We start from the raw sequence: 19,458 nt of genomic DNA on the forward strand, positions 1-19,458 counted from the left end.
CCTTCCCGCACCGAGTAATCTCGCACCTGAGAAGACGATCACGAGGAAGGACAGAACATGCTTTCGCGCCTGTTCGCCCCCAAGGTGAAGGTCAGCGCCCACTGCGACCTGCCCTGCGGCGTGTACGACCCGGCCCAGGCCCGCATCGAGGCCGAGTCGGTCAAGGCCGTCCAGGAGAAGTACCAGGCCAACGAGGATGCGGACTTCCGCACCCGCGCCGTCCTGATCAAGGAGCAGCGCGCCGAGCTCGCCAAGCACCACGTCTCGGTGCTGTGGAGCGACTACTTCAAGCCCCCGCACTTCGAGAAGTACCCGGAGCTGCACCAGCTGGTCAACGACACCCTCAAGGCGCTCAGCGCCGCCAAGGGTTCCAACGACCCGAAGACGGGCGAGAAGGCGCTGGAGCTCATCGCCGAGATCGACCGGATCTTCTGGGAGACCAAGAAGGCTTGAGCCTTACCCGGGCCTTGTGACCTGCACTTTCCGGGGTCGCCTCGCCCGCCTGACCGCACTCGCGCCGCACGCCGCCCGCCAGGGCGTCCGTGACGGGGCGGGTGCGGTTTTTCTTTCGCCCCGACGGTCCGTCGGGACCGGTCCCGGTCCGGCCGCCGTGCCGGTGCCCGTGCCCCGTCGGCCGTCGCCCCGCCGGACCTCCGGCGGAGCGACGGGCCCCGGTGCCACCGGGCGTCCGGGCCGCCCGTGTAGAGGAACCGGTCGGGGGTGGCACTGCCGACGCCGGAGATCCGGTCGGTCGTGGCATTGCCGACGAGTGCGGCGTGGACCTCGGACGGGGAGGCGTCCGGGTGCACGGAGAGGTAGAGCGCGGCGGCGCCGGTCACATGCGGTGCGGCCATCGACGTCCTCGCTGCTGCTCTTCGGACCGTTGATGCTCATATTGACCACGGCGGGCTTGACGGCGTGCGCGGTGATCCAGTCGGCGGCCATTGCCGGCCGTCAGGGCGACACCGCTCCGCATCGCCCGTCCCGAAAACGACAAGGGGCCCGCCACGGGAAGTGGCGGGCCCCCAGCGGGGTCTTACGGTCAGCTCAACTGGCCGTCGTAATCAGGCAGCTTGAATCCCTTTTCGTAGTGCCCGCCCTCGAAGTCGGTGCTGCGATTGCCCACGTTGGCGACGAGCGTGTAACCCTGCTGCTCGTACTGCTTACGGCAGCCGAGTTTCACCGCGGCCTTTCCGGGACTCTGGCCCTCGGGCTTGAGGCAGAGTCCGTCGACGGTGTATCCGGCCGAGGTGAGCTGCTTGGTCGTGGAGGACCTGGAGCCGGGACTGCGGTAGGAGGCGAAAAGGACGGCCGCGCCGTGCTCGTGTGCGTACTTCGTGGCGCTGCGGATCGCCTCGATGGGCTTTCCCTTGTCGTAATGGGTGGCCAGGGACGTATTGTCGATGTCCAGGACGACGGCGGGCTTTTCACCGCTCGGGACATGGGCCAGACGCTGTTCCAGATGATGCTGGAGGTCGGCCGCAACCGGTGCGACGTCCTGCAGCCAGGCACTCTTCGACGGCAGCGAGTCCGGATGGGGCGCGGCCTGTGCCGCGGTGGGAAGTGCTGCCAGGGCGCATATCGCCGCGCCGGCCAGTGTTTGGGCACACGCCCGACGCAGGGCGCATGCGTCCTGCGCGGCACACAGGGGCTCAGATCCACTTCCTGCGCGCCGCGTACAGCGCGAGCTGGAACCGGTTGGCGGCCCCGGCCACGAGGTAGAGCTGTTCCATGTGGCGGGAGAGCGTGCGGCGGCTGACACCCAGGAGCTGCGCGATGGTGTCGTCGGTGACCCCGGTCCCCAGCAGCTCCAGGATGCGGCACTGTAAGGGACGCAGCGCAGGGGGCACTTGCGCGCTCAGGTGCATGGGATAACCGGAACTCCACGCGGTCTCGAACAGCCCGAGGAGCGCGGTCAGCAGGCTCGACGACCGCACGAGGAGCAGCGACTCATTGGATTCCGCTTCGACGGACGACATCGACACGATCGCCAGCCGTCGGTCGAAGACGGTGAGTTTGACCGGCACCTCCGTGAGCACCCGGGCCTCTTCACCGGCGGCGATGCACGGCTGGATGTTGACCGCGTAGTAGGCGCTGTTCTGCACTGCTGAACTGGAATACACCAACCGATATTTCACGCCTCGTTCGAGGTTGTTCACCTCTATGGGGTTCGCGCCGCCCTCCGTGTGATATGGCGGCGAATCGAAGCGGACCACTTCCGACTCCGCGGCTTTCTCGAACTGCCATATCCGGTCGACGATCTGCGGCCCCGTCACCACCTCGACCAGTTCATCGGTGCTTTGCGAGCCCGTACAGCGCCGGTATTCGCGGTACGCGTTCAGCGCGGCCAGGTGCGCCTGCTGCACCTCGGCCGACCGCGCGTGGGCGAGGCGCTCGAGGGCGATACTCGGTTCGGCCGGGGAGATGGTGTACCGGTGGGGCCGCCGACGACGACCAGTCCCAGCTCCTCAGGCGACGGACGGTTACCTTCGCCTGTTCACAGTCCCATCCCAGGTATGCCCCCAGTTGTCCGACGGTGCTCTGCCCGGTCTGCAGAAGCACCTGGAATGCCTCGGCCTCCCGCGGAGCCACGCCGAGATCTGCCAGGTGTTCCGCCAGATCCCTGTCTGTCACATGAATTCCTCTGTGTTCGGGTGCCCTCCGGCAGCGGGCAGGAACAGGAACCACGCCGTTCCGGTCAATGGGGGGGGCGCGGTAATGGCTGACATCGTGCCACGGGAAGGCCGAACGCGAAGTGAAATGCGCACACCACCAGCGGAAAGGAAGGGAGCGCTTGCATTTCGGGTAAGGAAGATCCCGGTGGCAACCCGAATGCTGCGAAAGCCCAGAATGCAGCGGGTTTGCCGAGTCCGGCAGTTCCCCCTGATCCGGGGCGCGCCTCGTTTGTCGCGGGAAGCGTCCGGTCCGTGGAACGGACCGGGCCGGCAGGGGCGCCGGGAGGGTCGGAGGCCGTCAGCGGGCAGCGGTCACAACGGCGTGGCGCCGCCCCATCGCCGCCCGCGGCCGTGGCCCAGACCGCCGGCGGCCATGCCCCGCACGGGCAGCTCGTCCGCCTCCGCGCCGGCCGGGCCGATGCCCCGGGCCGCCGCCGCCTTCCCGTAGCGGTTCGCCAGCGGCAGGGAGGTGAGGCCGTGGGCGAGGACGCTGAGCAGCACGGTGAGGGCGACCACCGGGACCAGCGCCCGGGTCTCGGGAGGCTCGAGCTCCTCGACCGCCAGCAGCCCGAAGATGATCGAGGCCAGCCCGCGGGGCCCGAACCAGCCCACGAACAGCACCGTCTTGAGGTCCAGACCGCTCCCGATCAGGCACAGGGCCACCGGCACCATACGGATCACGGTGAGGCTCAGCACCGCGTAGACGACGGCCTGCCAGGTGAGGTGGTCGAACGTCTCCGGGAGCAGGAGAGCACCGAAAACCAGCCAGACCAGCACGGAGAGCAGCGAAGCGGACTGCTCGACGTACAGCAGCACCCGCTGCGGCGCACCGTGCGCCGATCCGAAGGCCAGGCCGGCGACGAAGGCGGCGACGAAGCCGTTGCCGCCGAGCGCGAGCGCGGAGGTGTAGCCGAGGAGCGCCAGCGCCAGGACGCCCGCGCCGGCGAAGTCCTCGGTGGCCCAGCCGCTGCCCAGCGCGGTCCGCAGCAGCCATCCGGCGGCCAGGCCGACCACCGCGCCGTACGCCGCGCCGATGGTGAGCTGCACCAGGGCGTGGCCGGTGGCATCCGGCGGGGCGGTGTGCTCGGCCGCGGACACCCCGGCCAGGGCGAGCACCACCAGCGGGGTGACGATGCCGTCGTTGAGCCCGCTCTCCACGTTGATGAGGCGGCGGATCTTCGCGGGCACCACGGGGTTGACCATCATCGTGGCGCCGAGCGCGGCGTCCGTCGGGGCGAGCGCGGCCCCGATGTACAGCGCGGCCCACCCGGAAACGCCGGGGAGCAGGGCGGCCGCCAGCAGTGTGCCGAGGCCCACGCACAGCGGCAGCCCGATCCCCAGCAGCCGTCCGTAGAGGCCGAGCTCGGGGCGCAACGCCCGGAAGGAGAGCCGGGCGGCATCGGTGAAGAGCACCCAGACCAGGGTGATCTCCGCGAGCACCTTGACCGTCTCGTGCGGCAGCCCGAGATCGAGGACGCCGGTGCCCTCGCCCAGCAGCAGCCCCAGCAGCACGAAGGCGGCCGGAGCGGTCAGCTCGAAACGCTCCATCCGGCGTGCGCACAGGCACCACAGGAACAGCAGGAGCAGGACCAGGGAGTAGCTGCTGTCCACACGGGTCTCCAGGGCTCGGCCGCACGGGCGCTCGGACACCCCCACTCTCGGCCACCGCCCCACCGCCCGGCCGGTCCCGACGAGCCGGGACGGCGGCTTTCACACGGTTGGTGGAAGGGTCGGGGCCGCGCGTGGCTGCCGGGGCCCCGCGCCTCGCCACCTGGCCGCGCGCGAAGGGGCGCGGGGAACTGCGCGGCCCGCCACGGCGCAGCCTCAGCCGCACGACGGCACCACTCGGCAGCTCTCGCCGCCGCTGGCCGCGTCCCGCGGAGCGCTCCGCTCAACCCCCCACCGGCAGCGGCCCGTTGTGCTGGACGAGCCAGGTGCGGTAGGCCTCGCTCGCCCAGGCGGTCTCCATGTACGAGGCGGTCAGGTCCGCGAAGAGGTCGTCGGCGGAGGCGGCGGGGGTGCCGTCCTGGCGGCAGGCCATGAAGAGGCGGACGGCCAGCGGATCGCCGTACAGGGGGCGGATCGCCATGCCGTGCCGGGGGCGGGCGGTCGGCTGGCAGGGGGTGACCACCTCGCCGGCCGTGACGAGGTCCACGGTGGTGAGGTAGTCGCCGTGCACGACACGGGGGTTGATGCCGGCCGCGGCCCAGATGCGGCGCAGGCCGGCCCATTCGCCGTCCACGCTCGGGTCGACCATCCACTGGTCGTCGGCGAGGTCCGCCACCCGGATGACCGTCCGGGAGGCCGCGGGATGGGTGTCGGACACGGCGATGAACTGCGGCTCCCTGGCGATGAGTTCGTGCGCCACCAGGCTCTCGGGTACCCGTAGGGGCGCGCCCTCGACCTCGTGGACGAAGGCGGCGTCGAGCTGCCCCGTCACGACCATGTGGAGCAACGCATTGGCGGACACATCGGTTCTTATCGTGGTGTCGGTGTCCGGCAGCCGCACCCGGAGCCGGCGCAGCCACCCGGCGACGGCGGGGCTGTTGGTGCTGCCGATGTGCAGCCGCGCACCCCGGTCGCGGTGCGAGGAGGAGGCAACCTCGTCAATAAGTGCCCGCATTTCGGCCACTATCGGCCGGGCCCGGCACAGGACCGCATGCCCCAGGGGGGTGGGCCGGCTGCCGGTCGGTTCGCGGAAGAACAGCTGGCCACCCAGGGCTTTCTCGATGCGATGGAGCTGGGTCGTCAGGGAAGGCTGGGTCATGCCGAGCTGCCGGGCCGCCTTGCGTACGCTGCCGGAGTCCGCGATGGCGCACAATGCGCGAAGATGCCTTACCTCGAGCTCCACGTCCGGAGCATAACGACGACGGCATACGTCACACCAGACTCTCAAACCTGTCGGAACGCGTTCTTTTTTCCGGGGTATTGGCTGGTGCTATCGCCACCTGGCATCTCTGTCTTCCGGGTGAACTCCGTCCAGACTCAACGGCACCAAGAAATCCGCAGGGCCCCGGTCGCCGCCCCACACGGCGACCGTACGGCCCTCGGACATAAAGGAGCCCCCACATGAGATCTCCCAAGACGGCGCTGTCGGCGGCGCTCGGTCTGGGCCTCGTCGCCGCGCTCGCAGCCGCGGCGCCGGTTTCGGCAGCCTCCCCCTCCACGGTCAACTCCTCCCACAGCACCCCCGCTTCGATCGCGGCCTACAACGGCTCGGCGGCCGAGAAGGCCGACACCAAGGCGTTCTTCGCGGCCGTGGTGAAGTCCGCGAAGGCCAAGATGAAGGCCCACCCGGACGCCGCCTCGGTGACCGTCACCTATGACGCCAGCGCGGCCCCGACGTTCGCGAACCAGATAGCCCAGAGCGCGTCGATCTGGAACGGCGCCGTCTCGAACGTGAAGCTGCAGGCGGGCAGCGGCGGCGACTTCGAGTACCGCGAGGGCAACGACGCGCGTGGCTCGTACGCCAGCACCGACGGTCACGGGAAGGGCTACGTCTTCCTGGACTACCAGCAGAACCAGGAGTACAACTCCACCCGCGTGGCCGCGCACGAGACCGGCCATGTGCTGGGCCTGCCGGACCACTACGAGGGCCCGTGCAGCGAGCTGATGTCCGGCGGCGGCCCCGGCACGTCCTGCCAGAACGCCCAGCCGGACGCGAACGAGAGCGCCAAGGTGGACCAGCTCTGGGCCAACGGCCTGGCGGGCGTCCACTTCGGCAAGGCCTCCTGACGTACGACGGCCTGGTGACGTAACGAAGTTCGGCGGTGGCCGACGGATCGGACCGGGTCGGCATGGGCCGGATCCGGACGGCCGGGGCTGTCGAGAGCCGGGACCTGGCGGCCGGCGCTCGTACCCCACCAGCCCTCGCATCTCCTGCGCCGCCCGTGCGGTGGGGCTCCTTCCGGAGCCCCACCGTTTTCGTGTGCGCCCGGGTCCGCGGTCAGCCCCAGAGCGCCTGCCCGGCGGCCACCCCGGCGAACGCCGCCGCCAGTCCGGCCACCACGGTCGCCACGACATTGGCCGCCGCGCTCCCCCGGGCCCGGTCGGCGGCCAGCCGGAGCGTCTCGTAGGAGAAGGTCGAGTAGGTCGTCAGCGCGCCGCACAGGCCCGTGCCGATCAGCAACTGGACGTGCGAGGAGGCGGCACCGGCCGAGGCCGCGCCGGTCAGCAGGCCGAGGACCAGGGAGCCGAAGACGTTGACGGTGAAGGTCCCCCAGGGCAGGACCGCGTCGTGCCGGGACTGCACATAGCGGTCGGTGAGGAAGCGCAGCGGCGCCCCGACCATGGCACCGGCCACCACCAGCAGCCAGTTCACCCGCGCCGGCCCTCCCCGCGGCCGCCACCGTCCGCCGGCCGGAAGGAGAGCATCTCGCACGGGTCGAGGGTCACCAGCCCGCCGTCCGTGAGGAGTTCCTCCAGTTGCGGCAGGAAGGCCCGCACCCGCTCCTCCGTGTCGACGACGACGATCGCCACCGGCAGCTCCTCGCTCAGGGACAGCAGGCGCTGGGTGTGGACGACGCCCGAGGAGCCGAAGCCCTCGATGCCCCGGAAGACGCTGGCCCCGGCCAGCCCCGCCTCGAACGCGCGGTGCACGATCTCCGCGTAGAGCGGCTTGTGGTGCCATACGTCCTCCTCGCCGACGAGGACCGTGAGCCGTAGCGCCGGGGTGCCGCCCGGATGTGCCGTGCCGTGTGTCATGCCGTCCGCCGCCTCAGTTCGAGAAGTGCCCGGGTGCCGGTCACCGCGCCCCATACGACCGCGAGCGCGACGAGCACGGTGCCCGCGAGATACGCCAGGGCCGCGGCCGGCCGCCCGGCGTCGGCCAGCCGCTGGATGTCGACGGCGTAGGTGGAGAAGGTGGTGAAACCGCCGAGGACGCCGGTGCCGAGGAAGGGGCGCACCAGCCGGTGGGCCGGCCGGACCTCGGTGATCACCACCATCAGGACGCCCATCAGCGCACAGCCGACGGCGTTGACGGCGAGGGTCGTCCAGGGGAAGGCGCCGCTGTCCGTGGGCCACAGGAGTGCGGCGCCGTAACGGGCCGTGGCGCCGATCGCGCCGCCCGCGGCCACCACGCCGATCACCGGCCACTGTCCCTGCCAGGGCGCCGCCCGGCGGCCTCGCTCGTCCATATCGCTCCCGAGATCATCGCCGACCTCAGGCTATCCCTGCGTGGGGGACGCCGCCGAACCGGGAACGGCGGCCCCGGGGCGGCGGGGCGGCCGTTCCCGGAGGCGCCCCGCCCCGCTGGATCACACCGGGACGGCCTCGCGGACGGGGTGGTGCCGGCTGATGTTCCTGGCCAGCAGTTCGGTGGCCTCCTTGACCCCGATCTCGCCGTCGCGCTCCCCGGTGGCGGGCAGCCGGCCGTCCGCGTACTTCAGCTCGGCCATCGCGGTCTCCATCGCCCGGTGCGCGGCGAACAGGCACGGGGTGCTGTAGATGGCCACATCGACGCCGAGCCCGGTCAGTTCGGTCAGCGAGAGCCGCGGGGACTTGCCGCCCGCGATCTGGTTGAACAGCAGCGGCTTGGTGCCGAGGACCGTGCGGATCCGGCGGATCCGGTCGACGCTGCGCACCCCGTCGACGAGCACCACATCCGCGTCGGTCCCGGCCAGCGCCGCCGCCCGCCGCAGGATCTCGTCCTCCTCCGTGGCGTCCGTACGGGCCACGACGAGCAGGTCGGTACGGCTGGCCAGCACCAGGTTCAGCTTCTCCAGGTACTCCTCCAGCGGCAGCAGCAGCTTGCCGTCCGCGTGGCCGCAACGGCGCGGCCGCCGCTGGTCCTCCAGGATCACCCCGCTCGCGCCGATGCGCTCCAGGCGCTGCACCACATGGCAGGCCACCTCCGGGTCGACATAGCCGTCGTCGATGTCCACCAGCAGATGGTGGCGCGGGAACGCGCCGCGCAGGCGCTCGACGAACGCGACCATGTCGGGCCAGGCGATGAACCCGATGTCCGGAAGTCCGTAGTACGACGCGGCGAAGCCGAAGCCGGACACGAAGAAGCCGTTGTAGTGCGCGGCGGCGATGGAGGCCGAGTGCATGTCGTGGACGCCGATCAGCGGCGTCGTCCCCTCGGCCGCGATCTCGTCACGCAGTGCTTGTCCGTACCGCAATGTGCTCTCCTCACAGGACCGGCGGGGACCTCGGCCGGCGTCCGGGGGGCTCGGGCCGCGCGCAAGCGCCCGGCGCCGTGCCGACCTGTCCGCTGGGGAACTGGTCAGGGCATGTTTATCCGGCACATCGGCACAATTCCTTTAACACGCCATGGCCTTCCGGAACTTTCTCCGTACTTCACCCCGCGTCGGCGCCCGGCGGTCTCGGGGGCCCGGCGTCCTCGGAGCCCGACCCGGGCCGGTCCGCCCGGCCCCGGCCCGCGCGGACCGGCGTCAGAGCCAGCCGTTCCGCTTGAAGCCGCGGTGGATCACCCAGCAGAGGGCCACTATCACCGTCATGACCAGCGGATAGCCGAACACCCAGTGCTTTTCCGGCATATGGTCGAAATTCATGCCGTACACGCCGCAGACCATGGTCGGCACCGCCAGGATCGCGACCCAGGCGCTGATCCGGCGCATGTCCTCGTTCTGGGCGACGGTGACCTGGGCGAGATGGGCCTGGAGTATGGAATTGAGCAGTTCGTCGAATGCGGTGATCTGCTCGGTGACCCGGTCGAGGTGGTCGGCGACGTCCCGGAAGTACGTCTTGATGCGGGGTTCGACCTGCGTCATCGGCTGGGTCGCCAGCTCCTGCATCGGCCGGTCCAAAGGGGCCACCGCACGCTTGAGTTCCAGCAGCTCGCGCTTGAGCTGGTAGATCCGGCCGGCCCCGCCGCTGCCGCGCACCGAGAAGACCTCGCTCTCGACGTCGTCGATGTCGATCGAGACGGCGGCGGTGACATCGAGGTAGTCGTCCACGACCAGGTCGGCGACGGCATGCAGTACGGCGGACGGGCCGAGGGCCAACTGTTCGGGCACGGACTCCAGTTGCTCGCGGAGCGGGCCCAGCGAGCCGTGGCCGCCGTGCCGCACCGTGATCACGAAGTCGGTGCCGGTGAAGACCATGATCTCGCCGGTCTCGACGACTTCGCTGGTGTCGGTGAGCCGGTCGTGCTCGACGTAGCGGACCGTCTTGAAGACGGTGAACAGCGAGTCGTCGTACCGCTCCAGCTTGGGCCGCTGATGCGCGTGGACCGCGTCCTCGACCGCGAGCGGGTGCAGCCCGAACAACTCGACGATTCCGGCGAATTCCTTCTCGGACGGCTCATGGAGCCCGATCCAGACAAATCCACTGCCGGAGTCGCGGACCCGTCGGATCGCCGCGTCGGCCGGGTGGTCGCCGTCCTGGCGCACGCCGTCCACGTACACCGCGCAGTTCACCACGGCGGTACCGAGCGGCGAGCGCGCCGGGTGGCTGAGGTCGACTCCCCGGCTGCGCGGCTGCGGCAGCCGGACGGCCTTGCGGAGGTTGCTGATCATCGACACCGGGCCAGTATGGCCCGCCGGAGCCCGTGAACGGTACGGCGAAGGGGCGGATTTTACGCAGCGGGACGGGGCGGGGACGCTCGATTGCCCGCTGTCAGGGGACCAGGGCCGGCTGCCGCTCCTCCGGCCTGCCCTCCCCCGACGCCGCCGGCTCCCCCTGCTCGGCGGGCTGCTGCGCACGCACCGTCCGCGGCAGCAGGAACAGCAGGCCGAAGACGACGACCAGGCCGCCGCTGATCCACCACAGGGCGTGACCGGTGGCCTCGACGAAGGCGGCCCGCAGCGCGCCCGGCGCCCCGGCACTGCCCGCCTCCCCCCTGCTGCCGACGACCCCGAAGAAGGCCACCGACGACAGCCCCAGCCCCAGCGCCATCCCGAGCTGGCCGGTGGTGTTGAAGATCCCGGACGCCGAACCGGAGTGCTCGGCCGGGACCTCCGAGAGCGCGGCGTCGGTGATCGGCGCGACGATCAGCCCCATACCGGCGCCCATGAGGAGCATCGCCGGCACCAACTGCCAGGACTGCAGGGCGGTCCCGTAGCGTCCGGCCTCCCCGAGGTAGACCAGCGCCCCGCACAGCATGATCAGCGCACCGGCCTGCAGGACCTTGCGGCCGAAGCGCGGCACCAGCTTCTGGACGGACACCCCGGCCGCGAGGGAGCAGGCGAGCGAGAACGGCACCCCGGTCAGTCCGGCGTGCAGCGGGCCCCAGCCCAGCCCCAGCTGCATGTGGAGCGTCCAGACCAGGAAGAAGAGGCCGCTGACCACGCCGAAGGTCAACTGGACGCCGGCGCCCACGGCGAAGCTCCGGATCGTGAAGAGGGAGAGTTCGACGAGGGGGGCGCCGCCCTTGCGGGCCCTGGCGCGCTCGAAGCGCACGAAGACCGCCAGGACCAGCGGGCTCGCCGCCATCGAGACGAAGCCCCACAGCGGCCAGCCGTTCTCCCGCCCCTGGGTGAGCGGGTAGAGCAGCATCAGCAGGCCCACGGTGGCCAGCGCGGTGCCGATCAGGTCGACGCGCAGGGCGCGCGGGGCCCGGGACTCGGTGAGGAAGCGGCGGCCGAGCAGGATGCCCGCGACCCCGACCGGCAGGTTGATCAGGAAGATCGGGCGCCAGGCGAGGCCGAAGAGATCGCCTTCGGTGAGCAGTGCGCCGATCAGCGGGCCGCAGACCGCGCCGAGACCGATCACCGCGCCGAACATCCCGAAGACCTTGCCGCGCTCGTGCGCCGGAAAGCTGACGTGGATGATCGCCAGCACCTGCGGCACCATCAGCGCGGCCATCGCGCCCTGCAGCACCCGCGCGCCGATCAGCATGCCGGGCCCGGCCGCGAAGCCGCACAGCGCGGAGGCGAGGGTGAAGCCGCCCATGCCGAGCAGGAACAGCTTCTTGCGGCCGTGGATGTCACCGAGCCGGCCGCCGGTGATCAGGCCGAGCGCGAAGGCGAGGGCGTAGCCGGCCGTGACCCACTGGACGGCGCTGAAGGTCGCCCCGGTGTCCCGCTGGATGCTCGGGACGGCGATATTGACGATGGTCGCGTCGACCAGGTCCATGAAGGCGGCCGTCAGGACGACGGCGAGTGCGATCCAGCGTCTGCGGCCGGCCGCTCGCGCGGCCGTGTCGGCCGTCTCGTGGGCGGTGGGGACGGGCGTGGTCATGACGTCTCTCCAGTGGAACCGGTACGGAAGGGAGCGGCGGCCGGAGCCGGTGGCGCGGCGGGCGCGCGAGCCGGAGCTGCCGGCCGCGAGCGGCGGCCGGGCGTCCGACGTCACCGACCCTAGATCCGGTATAGGACAGCTCCGGTCCTAGTGACACCGGCATCATCGGTCCCATGAGTGAGACATCGGCGCGCCTGCTGAACCTGCTGTCCCTGCTGCAGACCCCGCGCGAATGGCCCGGCAGCGAGCTGGCCCGGCGGCTGTCGGTCACCTCCCGGACGATCCGCCGCGATATCGAGCGGCTGCGCGAACTGGGCTACCCCGTGCACGCCACGATGGGCGCGGAGGGCGGCTACCGGCTGGCCGCGGGCACCGCGATGCCGCCGCTGCTGCTGGACGACGACGAGGCGGTGGCCATCGCGGTCGGCCTGCGCTCGGCCGCCGGCCATACCGTCGAGGGCATCGAGGAGGCGTCCGTACGCGCGCTGGCCAAGCTGGAACAGGTGCTGCCGGCCCGGCTGCGGCGCCGGGTGGGCACGCTCGGCACGGCCACCGTCCCGCTGCCGGCCGGTGACGGCCCGACCGTCGACCCGGAGCATCTGACGGTGCTCGCCGCGGCCATCACCAACCACGAGCGGCTGCGCTTCCACTACCGCGCGGGCACCGGCCCCCGCAGCAAACGCCTGGTGGAGCCGCACCGCCTGGTCGCCTCGGGGCGCCGCTGGTACCTCGTGGCGTACGACAACGACCGCGAGGACTGGCGGATCTTCCGGGTGGACCGGCTGAGCGAGCCGTTCCCCACCGGCGTACGGACCGCGCCGCGCGAACTGCCCGCCGCCGACGCGGGCGCCTACGTCCGGGAGCGGATGCAGGGGATGAGCGCGTCCCACCGGGCGGTGGCGACCGTACGGGCGCCCGCAGCGGAGGTAGCGGGGCGACTGGGCGGACCGGCCGCGGGCGAGGTCGTGGCGCTCGACGAGGCGTCCTGCCGCTGGCACAGCACCCCCGATTCGCTGGAGTGGCTGGCGCTCCGGCTGGCCATGCTGGGCCACGAGTTCACCGTCCACGAACCGCCGGAGCTGGCCGCTTACCTGCGGGAGATGGGCGGCCGGGCCGGCCGCGCGGGGGCGGCCCTGTGCGGCGGCGAGGAGGGGGCAGAAGAGGGAGAGCGGGGGAGGTGACACCGTGATACCACCCGGGGAATACCCTAGGGGGGTATATGGTTCTCCAGGGAAACGGGCACTCGCAGCACACCGAGGAGCAGTCATGGCCACCGCGGTCGGAGAGCACGGCGTCGAATTGGAGATCGGCGGGATGACCTGCGCCTCGTGCGCCGCCCGCATCGAGAAGAAGCTCAACCGCATGGAGGGGGTCACCGCCACCGTCAACTACGCGACCGAGAAGGCCCAGGTGACCGTCGCCGGCGACAGCGGCGTCGAGGCGGCCGACCTGATCGCCACCGTGGAACGGACCGGCTACACCGCGGCCCTCCCCCGACCGCCGGCACCGGCACCGGACACCACCGGCGGCGACGGCGCCCCCGCGGACGGCCGGACCGACGCCGACGGCCTCGCCCCGCTCCGGCAGCGCCTGCTGATCTCCCTCGCGCTCTCCGTCCCGGTCGTACTGATGGCGATGGTGCCGCCCCTGCAGTTCACCAACTGGCAGTGGCTGTCGCTGACCCTGGCCGCGCCCGTGGTCGCGTACGGCGCCTGGCCGTTCCACCGGGCCGCCTGGACGAACCTGCGGCACGGCAGCGCCACGATGGACACCCTCATCTCCATGGGCACCCTCGCGGCACTGGGCTGGTCGGTGTGGGCGCTGTTCTTCGGCACCGCGGGCATGCCCGGCATGACCCACCCCTTCGAGCTGACCATCGCCCGCACGGACGGCAGCGGCAGCATCTACCTGGAGGCCGCGGCCGGTGTCACCACCTTCATCCTGGCCGGGCGCTACTTCGAGGCGCGCGCGAAGCGGAAGGCGGGTGCGGCGCTGCGGGCGCTGCTGGAGCTGGGCGCCAAGGACGTGACCGTGGTGCGCGACGGCCGGGAAGTCCGTGTCCCCATCGCCGCGTTGCGGACCGGCGACCGATTCACCGTCCGGCCCGGGGAGAAGATCGCCACCGACGGCAAGGTGCTGGAGGGCGCCTCCGCCGTGGACGCCTCGATGCTCACCGGCGAGTCCGTCCCCGTCGAGGTCTCCCCCGGCGACACCGTCACCGGGGCCACCGTCAACGCGGGCGGCCGGCTGGTCGTCGAGGCCACCCGGGTCGGCGCGGACACCCAGCTCGCCCGGATGGCGCGGCTGGTCGAGGACGCGCAGAACGGCAAGGCCGCGGCCCAGCGGCTGGCGGACCGGATCTCCGCGGTCTTCGTCCCTGCCGTGATCGTCCTCGCCCTCGGCACCCTCGGCTACTGGCTCGCCACCGGCGCGGGCGCGGTGGCCGCCTTCACGGCCGCCGTCGCCGTCCTGATCATCGCCTGCCCCTGCGCCCTGGGGCTCGCCACCCCGACCGCGCTGATGGTCGGCACCGGACGCGGCGCCCAGCTCGGCATCCTGCTCAAGGGGCCCGAGGTGCTGGAGTCGACCCGGCGGGTGGACACCGTCGTCCTGGACAAGACCGGCACGGTCACCACCGGCGTGATGACGCTGACCGGGGTCCACGTCGCCGAGGGCGTCACCGAGCGCGAGGTGCTCCGCCTGGCCGGCGCGCTGGAGCACGCCTCCGAGCACCCCGTCGCCCGTGCCGTCGCGGCCGGCGCCGCGCAGCGGACCGGGGACGGCGACACGGGCGCGCTGCCCGCCGCCGAGGAGTTCGCGAACGTCCCTGGCCTGGGCGTCCGGGGAGTCGTCGAGGGGCACGCCGTGCTGGTCGGCCGCGCGCAGCTGCTGAAGGAGTCGGACCAGTTCCTGCCGCCCGAGCTGGCGGCCGCCAAGGCCGCGGCCGAGGCCGAGGGGCGTACCGCGGTCACCGTCGGCTGGGACGGCGCGGCCCGCGCGGTGCTGGTGGTGTCGGACGCGGTGAAGCCCACCAGCGCCGAGGCGGTGCGCCGGCTGCGGGACCTGGGGCTCACGCCGGTCCTGCTGACCGGCGACAACCGGGCCGTCGCGACGGCGGTCGCCGCCGAGGTCGGGATCGACGAGGTGATCGCCGAGGTGCTCCCCGAGGACAAGGTGGCGGTCGTCGAACGGCTGCAGTCCGAGGGCCGCTCGGTGGCCATGGTCGGCGACGGCGTCAACGACGCGGCCGCGCTGGCCCGCGCCGACCTGGGGCTAGCGATGGGCACCGGCACGGACGCCGCCATCGAGGCCGGTGACCTCACCCTCGTACGGGGCGATCTGCGCGCCGCGGCGGACGCCATCCGGCTGGCCCGCGCGACCCTCGGCACCATCCGGACCAACCTGTTCTGGGCGTTCGGCTACAACGTCGCGGCACTGCCGCTGGCCGCGGCCGGACTCCTCAACCCGATGATCGCCGGGGCCGCGATGGCGTTCTCGTCGGTCTTCGTCGTCGGCAACAGCCTGCGGCTGCGCCGCTTCCGCGCGCAGACCCGGTAGCGGGGACGCGCCCGCGAGCGGCGCAATGCCCCCCGGACGCGGTGTCCCTCCCGTTGGATCGGGCGGGCTGCTGCCCCTGAAGATCCCGCCCCGCCCCCCGCGGGCGCCCCGCACCGTACGGGGTGCCCGCGGGCCCGGCGGCGGGATCTCCGCGGTTCTGACAACTGTCTCCAGTTCTGGCGCCGGAACATTGGCAGTTCACGCAGCCGCCGGCCGGCACCGAGGGGTGAGACTGGTGAGATACCGCCCACCCACGTACAGGGGAATTCATGACCGGGTCACGCGTCCTGGCTCTCGGCCATTACCAGCCCTCCGGCGTGCTCACCAACGACGACCTCGCCAAGATCGTCGACACCGACGACGCCTGGATCCGCAGCCGGGTGGGCATCCGCACCCGCCATGTCGCCGCCCCGGACGAGACCGTGGACTCCATGGCCTCCGCCGCCGCGGCCAAGGCCCTGGCCGCCAGTGGCCTGGCCCCGCAGGACATCGACCTGGTGCTGGTCGCCACCTGCACGGCCACCGACCGCAGCCCGAACACCGCGGCCCGGGTCGCCGCCCGTCTCGGGCTGGACGCACCCGCCACGATGGACCTCAACGTCGTCTGCTCCGGCTTCACCCATGCGCTGGCCACCGCCGACCACGCCATCCGGGCCGGTTCCGCGACCCATGCGCTGGTCATCGGGGCGGAGAAGTTCACCGAGGTCGTGGACTGGGCCGACCGCTCGACCTGTGTGCTGGTCGGCGACGGCGCGGGCGCCGCGGTCGTCAGTGCCTCGGCCGAGCCGGGCATCGGTCCCGTGCTGTGGGGCTCGGTGCCGCAGATGGGCGGTGCGGTCCGTATCGAGGGCGAGCCGGCCCGGTTCGCCCAGGAGGGCCAGACCGTCTACCGCTGGGCGACCACCCAGCTGCCGGCCATCGCCCGCAAGGTGTGCGAACGCTCCGGGATCACGCCCGCCGACCTCGCCGGCGTGGTGCTCCACCAGGCCAACCTGCGGATCATCGAGCCGGTCGCGGAGCGGCTCGGCGCGGTCAACGCGGTGGTCGCCAAGGACGTCGTCGACTCCGGGAACACCTCCGCGGCCTCCGTGCCGCTCGCCCTGTCCAAGCTGGTCGAACGGCGCGAGATCAGCTCCGGCGCGCCCGTGCTGCTGTTCGCCTTCGGCGGCAACCTCTCGTACGCGGGACAGGTCATCCACTGCCCGTGAGGCGGCCGGCCCCCCGTCCGATTCGTTCAAGACCGCGGCCCGGCGGGCGCCCTACGCTCGCCGCATGACCACCACTTCTTCCTCCACCACACCGTCCGCCCCGCGGTTCGCCGCCGTCGGCATGGTCGTGGCCGATATGGCCGCGGCCCTCGCCTTCTACCGCCGCCTCGGCCTGGACGTCCCCGCCGAGGCGGACCACGCCCCGCACGCCGAGGCCCTGCTCCCCGGCGGTCTGCGGCTGATGTGGGACAGCTACGAGACCGCCCGTGCCATCGACCCGGACTGGACGCCGCCGCAGGGCGGCACGCCGACCGGCCTGGCCTTCGAGTGCGCGGGCCCCGCCGGGGTCGACGCGGTCTACGCGGAACTCACCGCCGCCGGCTACACGGGCGAGAAACCGCCGTGGGACGCCTTCTGGGGGCAGCGCTACGCCGTCGTACAGGATCCGGACGGCCATGGCGTCGACCTGTTCGCGCCGCTGCCCTAGGAGCAGGTGCGCCGGGGGGCATCCTGGCGCGTGTGCGCCCTAGCCGATGTCCCCGGGGTGCTCGCGCAGGTACAGCGCGCCGCAGCTGTGGCAGAACGGCTCCCCCTGGGGCGTACCCCAGACCGCGGCCGTCTGGGTGGCGGCGGCCGGGGGCAGCTCCCGCCCGCACATCGCCGTCGTGCCCTCCAGCCGCACCATGTGCCAGATCTTCACCGGCGTGTCCTCGTGCGGCAGGACGCCTTCCTCGTACTCGGCGCGCATCTCGTGCTCCATGGCGGTGCACCTCCTACGCCCACGATGCGCCAGCCGCCGGGCCGCCACAACGGCAACGGGGCGCCGGGCCGGCGGGCCCGAGGACCCGCCCGGGCCGGTCAGAACACCGACCAGCCCGTCAGCGTCGTGAAGTGGTCCAGCGCCGCCGCGCCCGCCACGGAGTTGCCGCGGGCGTCGAGTCCGGGGCTCCAGACGCACAGCGTGCAGCGGCCCGGGATCACGGCGATGATGCCGCCGCCGACCCCGCTCTTCGCGGGCAGCCCGACGCGGTAGGCGAACTCCCCCGCCGCGTCGTACGTGCCGCAGGTCAGCATCACCGCGTTGATCCGCTTGGCCTCGCGGGCCTCCAGCAGCCGGCTCCCGTCGGCGCGCAGCCCGTGCCGGGCGAGGAATCCGCCGGCGACGGCCAGGTCCCGGCAGCTCATCTCGATCGAGCACTGCCAGAAGTAGTGCTCGATGACGCTGGGGACGGGGTTCTCCAGGTTGCCGAAGGACGCCATGAAGTGCGCCAGCGCGGCGTTGCGGTCACCGTGCTCGGCCTCGGAGTCGGCCACCGCCTGGTCGAAGGCGAGGTCCGGGTTGCCGCTCTCCTCGCGCAGGAAGTGCAGCATCGAGGTGCTGGCGTCGCCGGTGAGGGTCTGCAGCCGGTCGGTGACCACCAGCGCGCCCGCGTTGATGAACGGGTTGCGCGGGATGCCGTTCTCCGCCTCCAGCTGGACCAGCGAGTTGAACGGCGTACCGGACGGCTCGCGGCCCACCCGCCGCCAGATGTCGTCGTGGCCGTCATGGCTCTGCGACATCACCAGCGCCAGGGAGAAGGTTTTGGAGATGGACTGGACGGAGAACGGGGTCTCCCAGTCGCCGACCCCGTACACCTCGCCGTGGATGTCGGCCACCGCGATCCCGAAGCGGTCCGAGGAGACCCGTTCGAGGGCCGGTATGTAGTCGGCGACCCTGCCCTGTCGCGCATACGGCCTCGCGTGGGCCGCCACCTCCTCGAGAACGGCCTGGTAGTCCATGACGGACACGCTAACCCGGGGCGAGCAGCACCCCCATCGGGGCCCCCGCCAGCGACTTCACCTCGCGGGCGAGGTGCGCCTGGTCCGCGTAGCCGGCGCACGCCGCGACCTGGGCGCCGGGCATCCCGGAGCGCGCCAGGTCGAGCGCGCGGACGAGCCTGAGCACCCGGGTCAGGGTCTTGGGGCCGTAGCCGAACGCGTCGAGGCTGAGCCGGTGCAGCCGGCGTTCGCCGAGCCCGACGGACCGGGCCACCTCGGCGACGGGACGGCCGCGGGCGAGCGCCGCGGCGACGGCGGCGATGAGGTCCCCCGGCGTGGTGGCGTCCTGGAGACGCGCCCCGGCGGTCTCCTCCAGGACGCGGCCGACGCCCCCGCCGTCCGGCGCCCCGGCCGCCGCCAGCCGCCCGGTCAGCTCCCGTACCCGGGCGGCGGGCCACAGGTCCGCCAAGGGCACCCGCTGATCGCGCAGTTCACGGGCCGGTACGCCGAAGACGGCCGGACCCTGCCCCGGTGCGAAGCGCAGCCCCACGTAGCGGGTGCAGGGCACGATGCCCTCCGGGAGGTGCGGCCCGGTGTCCGGGCCGGCCACCAGCAGCCGGCCCTCGCTCCAGATCAGGTCCGTACAGCCGTCGGGCAGCACCGGCCGGTCCGACGGGACCGCGGTGCGCGTCCACAGCACCGCACCGGCCAGCCGCGACGCCCGCTCCCGGTATCCGCCGGGTGTGCCGGGTACGCCGAGTGGCTCCTCCGTGTCGCGCTCTTCGCCCACGTGCCCCAGCCTGGCACGGGAACCCCACGGCCGTCCGCGCCGTTGATCCCTTACGACACGGACCGCACGGAGGTGGCACATGTCAGGGTTTCTCGACCGCGCCAAGGAGCAGGCACGCCAGGGGCTGGCGCAGGGCAAGCAGAAGGTCGACGAGGTGCAGCAGAACCGCGCCGGCAACGAGCTGCTGAGAAAGCTGGGCGCCGCGTACTTCGCCGAGCGGCGGGGCAGCGGTTCGCCGGAGGCGACACAGGACGCGCTCAACACCCTGGAAGCACATGTCAACGCGCACGGGGACGCGTTCCTGCACACGAACGGGTAGCTC

Annotated in this window: 20 protein-coding genes and 1 pseudogene; 7 read left to right on the forward strand and 14 right to left on the reverse strand. The window is 72.2% G+C overall.

Annotated elements, in window-relative coordinates; translation table 11 throughout:
* The first annotated feature begins 57 nt into the window (after positions 1–57).
* Positions 58–453 carry a superoxide dismutase, Ni gene (gene sodN, locus Scani_RS04470; RefSeq protein WP_159470230.1) on the forward strand — a complete coding sequence of 132 codons (396 nt, stop codon included), beginning with the start codon at positions 58–60 and terminating at the stop codon, positions 451–453.
* Between the two features lie 347 nt (positions 454–800).
* On the opposite strand, the pseudogene Scani_RS42060 reads toward sodN, so the two are convergent.
* From Scani_RS42060 to Scani_RS04495, 5 genes and pseudogenes are all read right to left on the reverse strand, one after another.
* Positions 801–854 (reverse strand): annotated as a pseudogene (locus Scani_RS42060) (hypothetical protein); the annotation flags it as partial.
* A gap of 188 nt (positions 855–1,042) precedes the next feature.
* Positions 1,043–1,762, reverse strand: a complete 720-nt coding sequence (locus tag Scani_RS04480) for an HAD family acid phosphatase (RefSeq protein WP_246295489.1) — start codon at positions 1,760–1,762, stop codon at positions 1,043–1,045.
* Positions 1,653–2,366 (reverse strand): helix-turn-helix domain-containing protein, encoded by a 714-nt coding sequence (locus tag Scani_RS04485; protein WP_159470233.1) that lies wholly within the window; start codon positions 2,364–2,366, stop codon positions 1,653–1,655. The genes Scani_RS04480 and Scani_RS04485 overlap by 110 nt, the downstream gene beginning before the upstream one ends.
* A 621-nt stretch (positions 2,367–2,987) precedes the next feature.
* The gene (locus Scani_RS04490; protein WP_159470235.1) at positions 2,988–4,286 is read right to left on the reverse strand and encodes a cation:proton antiporter; all 1,299 of its coding nucleotides are present in this window, start codon (positions 4,284–4,286) and stop codon (positions 2,988–2,990) included.
* 280 nt (positions 4,287–4,566) lie between these two features.
* Entirely contained in the window at positions 4,567–5,526 is a 960-nt protein-coding gene (locus Scani_RS04495; protein ID WP_167538023.1) for a LysR family transcriptional regulator, read from the reverse strand.
* A gap of 218 nt (positions 5,527–5,744) precedes the next feature.
* Here Scani_RS04495 and snpA point away from each other — a divergent pair, with 218 nt between their 5' ends.
* Entirely contained in the window at positions 5,745–6,410 is a 666-nt protein-coding gene (snpA, locus tag Scani_RS04500; protein WP_159470237.1) for a snapalysin, read from the forward strand.
* A 211-nt stretch (positions 6,411–6,621) separates the two neighbouring features.
* Here snpA and crcB (Scani_RS04505) read toward each other — a convergent pair whose 3' ends face one another.
* The 6 genes from crcB (Scani_RS04505) to Scani_RS04530 form a co-directional block, all read right to left on the reverse strand.
* Positions 6,622–6,996, reverse strand: coding sequence for a fluoride efflux transporter CrcB (gene crcB, locus Scani_RS04505; RefSeq protein ID WP_159470239.1), 375 nt, complete (start codon positions 6,994–6,996; stop codon positions 6,622–6,624).
* Positions 6,993–7,379, reverse strand: coding sequence for a DUF190 domain-containing protein (locus tag Scani_RS04510; protein ID WP_159470241.1), 387 nt, complete (start codon positions 7,377–7,379; stop codon positions 6,993–6,995). Before Scani_RS04510 ends, crcB (Scani_RS04505) begins: the two co-directional genes overlap by 4 nt.
* Positions 7,376–7,813 (reverse strand): fluoride efflux transporter CrcB, encoded by a 438-nt coding sequence (gene crcB / locus Scani_RS04515; protein WP_159470244.1) that lies wholly within the window; start codon positions 7,811–7,813, stop codon positions 7,376–7,378. Before crcB (Scani_RS04515) ends, Scani_RS04510 begins: the two co-directional genes overlap by 4 nt.
* 120 nt (positions 7,814–7,933) lie before the next feature.
* The gene (locus tag Scani_RS04520; RefSeq protein ID WP_159470246.1) at positions 7,934–8,800 is read right to left on the reverse strand and encodes an isocitrate lyase/PEP mutase family protein; all 867 of its coding nucleotides are present in this window, start codon (positions 8,798–8,800) and stop codon (positions 7,934–7,936) included.
* A 273-nt stretch (positions 8,801–9,073) separates the two neighbouring features.
* On the reverse strand, positions 9,074–10,159 hold the full coding sequence (locus Scani_RS04525) for a magnesium and cobalt transport protein CorA (RefSeq protein WP_159471696.1): 1,086 nt from the start codon (positions 10,157–10,159) through the stop codon (positions 9,074–9,076).
* 100 nt (positions 10,160–10,259) lie between these two features.
* Entirely contained in the window at positions 10,260–11,822 is a 1,563-nt protein-coding gene (locus Scani_RS04530; protein WP_159470248.1) for an MFS transporter, read from the reverse strand.
* A 173-nt stretch (positions 11,823–11,995) separates the two neighbouring features.
* Between Scani_RS04530 and Scani_RS04535 the strand changes: the two genes are divergently transcribed.
* From Scani_RS04535 to Scani_RS04550, 4 genes are all read left to right on the forward strand, one after another.
* Entirely contained in the window at positions 11,996–13,003 is a 1,008-nt protein-coding gene (locus Scani_RS04535; RefSeq protein WP_159470250.1) for a helix-turn-helix transcriptional regulator, read from the forward strand.
* Positions 13,004–13,088: 85 nt separating this feature from the next.
* Positions 13,089–15,380: a heavy metal translocating P-type ATPase gene (locus Scani_RS04540; protein ID WP_159470252.1), complete on the forward strand. Its 2,292-nt coding sequence runs from the start codon at positions 13,089–13,091 to the stop codon at positions 15,378–15,380.
* 269 nt (positions 15,381–15,649) lie between these two features.
* Entirely contained in the window at positions 15,650–16,588 is a 939-nt protein-coding gene (locus tag Scani_RS04545) for a beta-ketoacyl-ACP synthase III (protein WP_159470254.1), read from the forward strand.
* Positions 16,589–16,652: 64 nt separating this feature from the next.
* Entirely contained in the window at positions 16,653–17,075 is a 423-nt protein-coding gene (locus Scani_RS04550; RefSeq protein ID WP_159470256.1) for a VOC family protein, read from the forward strand.
* Between the two features lie 39 nt (positions 17,076–17,114).
* Here Scani_RS04550 and Scani_RS04555 read toward each other — a convergent pair whose 3' ends face one another.
* The 3 genes from Scani_RS04555 to Scani_RS04565 all read right to left on the reverse strand — a co-directional run bounded on the left by Scani_RS04555 (position 17,115) and on the right by Scani_RS04565 (position 19,136).
* Positions 17,115–17,348, reverse strand: coding sequence for a hypothetical protein (locus tag Scani_RS04555; protein WP_159470258.1), 234 nt, complete (start codon positions 17,346–17,348; stop codon positions 17,115–17,117).
* A gap of 98 nt (positions 17,349–17,446) precedes the next feature.
* A complete protein-coding gene (locus Scani_RS04560; protein WP_159470260.1) occupies positions 17,447–18,367 on the reverse strand; it encodes a glutaminase in 921 nt (306 codons plus the stop codon).
* A gap of 10 nt (positions 18,368–18,377) precedes the next feature.
* Complete coding sequence (locus Scani_RS04565) at positions 18,378–19,136, reverse strand: helix-turn-helix transcriptional regulator (protein ID WP_246295490.1); 759 nt, start codon at positions 19,134–19,136, stop codon at positions 18,378–18,380.
* A 79-nt stretch (positions 19,137–19,215) separates the two neighbouring features.
* On the opposite strand from Scani_RS04565, the gene Scani_RS04570 reads away from it, so the two are divergent.
* Positions 19,216–19,455, forward strand: a complete 240-nt coding sequence (locus Scani_RS04570; RefSeq protein ID WP_159470264.1) for a hypothetical protein — start codon at positions 19,216–19,218, stop codon at positions 19,453–19,455.
* Positions 19,456–19,458 lie beyond the last annotated feature (3 nt).

Origin of the sequence: Streptomyces caniferus, from assembly GCF_009811555.1 — a bacterium.
GTDB lineage: Bacteria > Actinomycetota > Actinomycetes > Streptomycetales > Streptomycetaceae > Streptomyces > Streptomyces caniferus.

What these genes read in the sequence shown, in the direction of transcription:
- sodN (WP_159470230.1), top strand. Translation starts at nt 58, where the DNA reads ATGCTTTCGCGCCTGTTCGCCCCCAAGGTGAAGGTCAGCGCCCACTGC.
- snpA (WP_159470237.1), top strand. Translation starts at nt 5,745, where the DNA reads ATGAGATCTCCCAAGACGGCGCTGTCGGCGGCGCTCGGTCTGGGCCTC.
- Scani_RS04510 (WP_159470241.1), bottom strand. Translation starts at nt 7,379, where the DNA reads ATGACACACGGCACGGCACATCCGGGCGGCACCCCGGCGCTACGGCTC.
- crcB (WP_159470244.1), bottom strand. Translation starts at nt 7,813, where the DNA reads ATGGACGAGCGAGGCCGCCGGGCGGCGCCCTGGCAGGGACAGTGGCCG.
- Scani_RS04525 (WP_159471696.1), bottom strand. Translation starts at nt 10,159, where the DNA reads ATGATCAGCAACCTCCGCAAGGCCGTCCGGCTGCCGCAGCCGCGCAGC.
- Scani_RS04530 (WP_159470248.1), bottom strand. Translation starts at nt 11,822, where the DNA reads ATGACCACGCCCGTCCCCACCGCCCACGAGACGGCCGACACGGCCGCG.
- Scani_RS04535 (WP_159470250.1), top strand. Translation starts at nt 11,996, where the DNA reads ATGAGTGAGACATCGGCGCGCCTGCTGAACCTGCTGTCCCTGCTGCAG.
- Scani_RS04540 (WP_159470252.1), top strand. Translation starts at nt 13,089, where the DNA reads ATGGCCACCGCGGTCGGAGAGCACGGCGTCGAATTGGAGATCGGCGGG.
- Scani_RS04545 (WP_159470254.1), top strand. Translation starts at nt 15,650, where the DNA reads ATGACCGGGTCACGCGTCCTGGCTCTCGGCCATTACCAGCCCTCCGGC.
- Scani_RS04550 (WP_159470256.1), top strand. Translation starts at nt 16,653, where the DNA reads ATGACCACCACTTCTTCCTCCACCACACCGTCCGCCCCGCGGTTCGCC.
- Scani_RS04555 (WP_159470258.1), bottom strand. Translation starts at nt 17,348, where the DNA reads ATGGAGCACGAGATGCGCGCCGAGTACGAGGAAGGCGTCCTGCCGCAC.
- Scani_RS04560 (WP_159470260.1), bottom strand. Translation starts at nt 18,367, where the DNA reads ATGGACTACCAGGCCGTTCTCGAGGAGGTGGCGGCCCACGCGAGGCCG.
- Scani_RS04570 (WP_159470264.1), top strand. Translation starts at nt 19,216, where the DNA reads ATGTCAGGGTTTCTCGACCGCGCCAAGGAGCAGGCACGCCAGGGGCTG.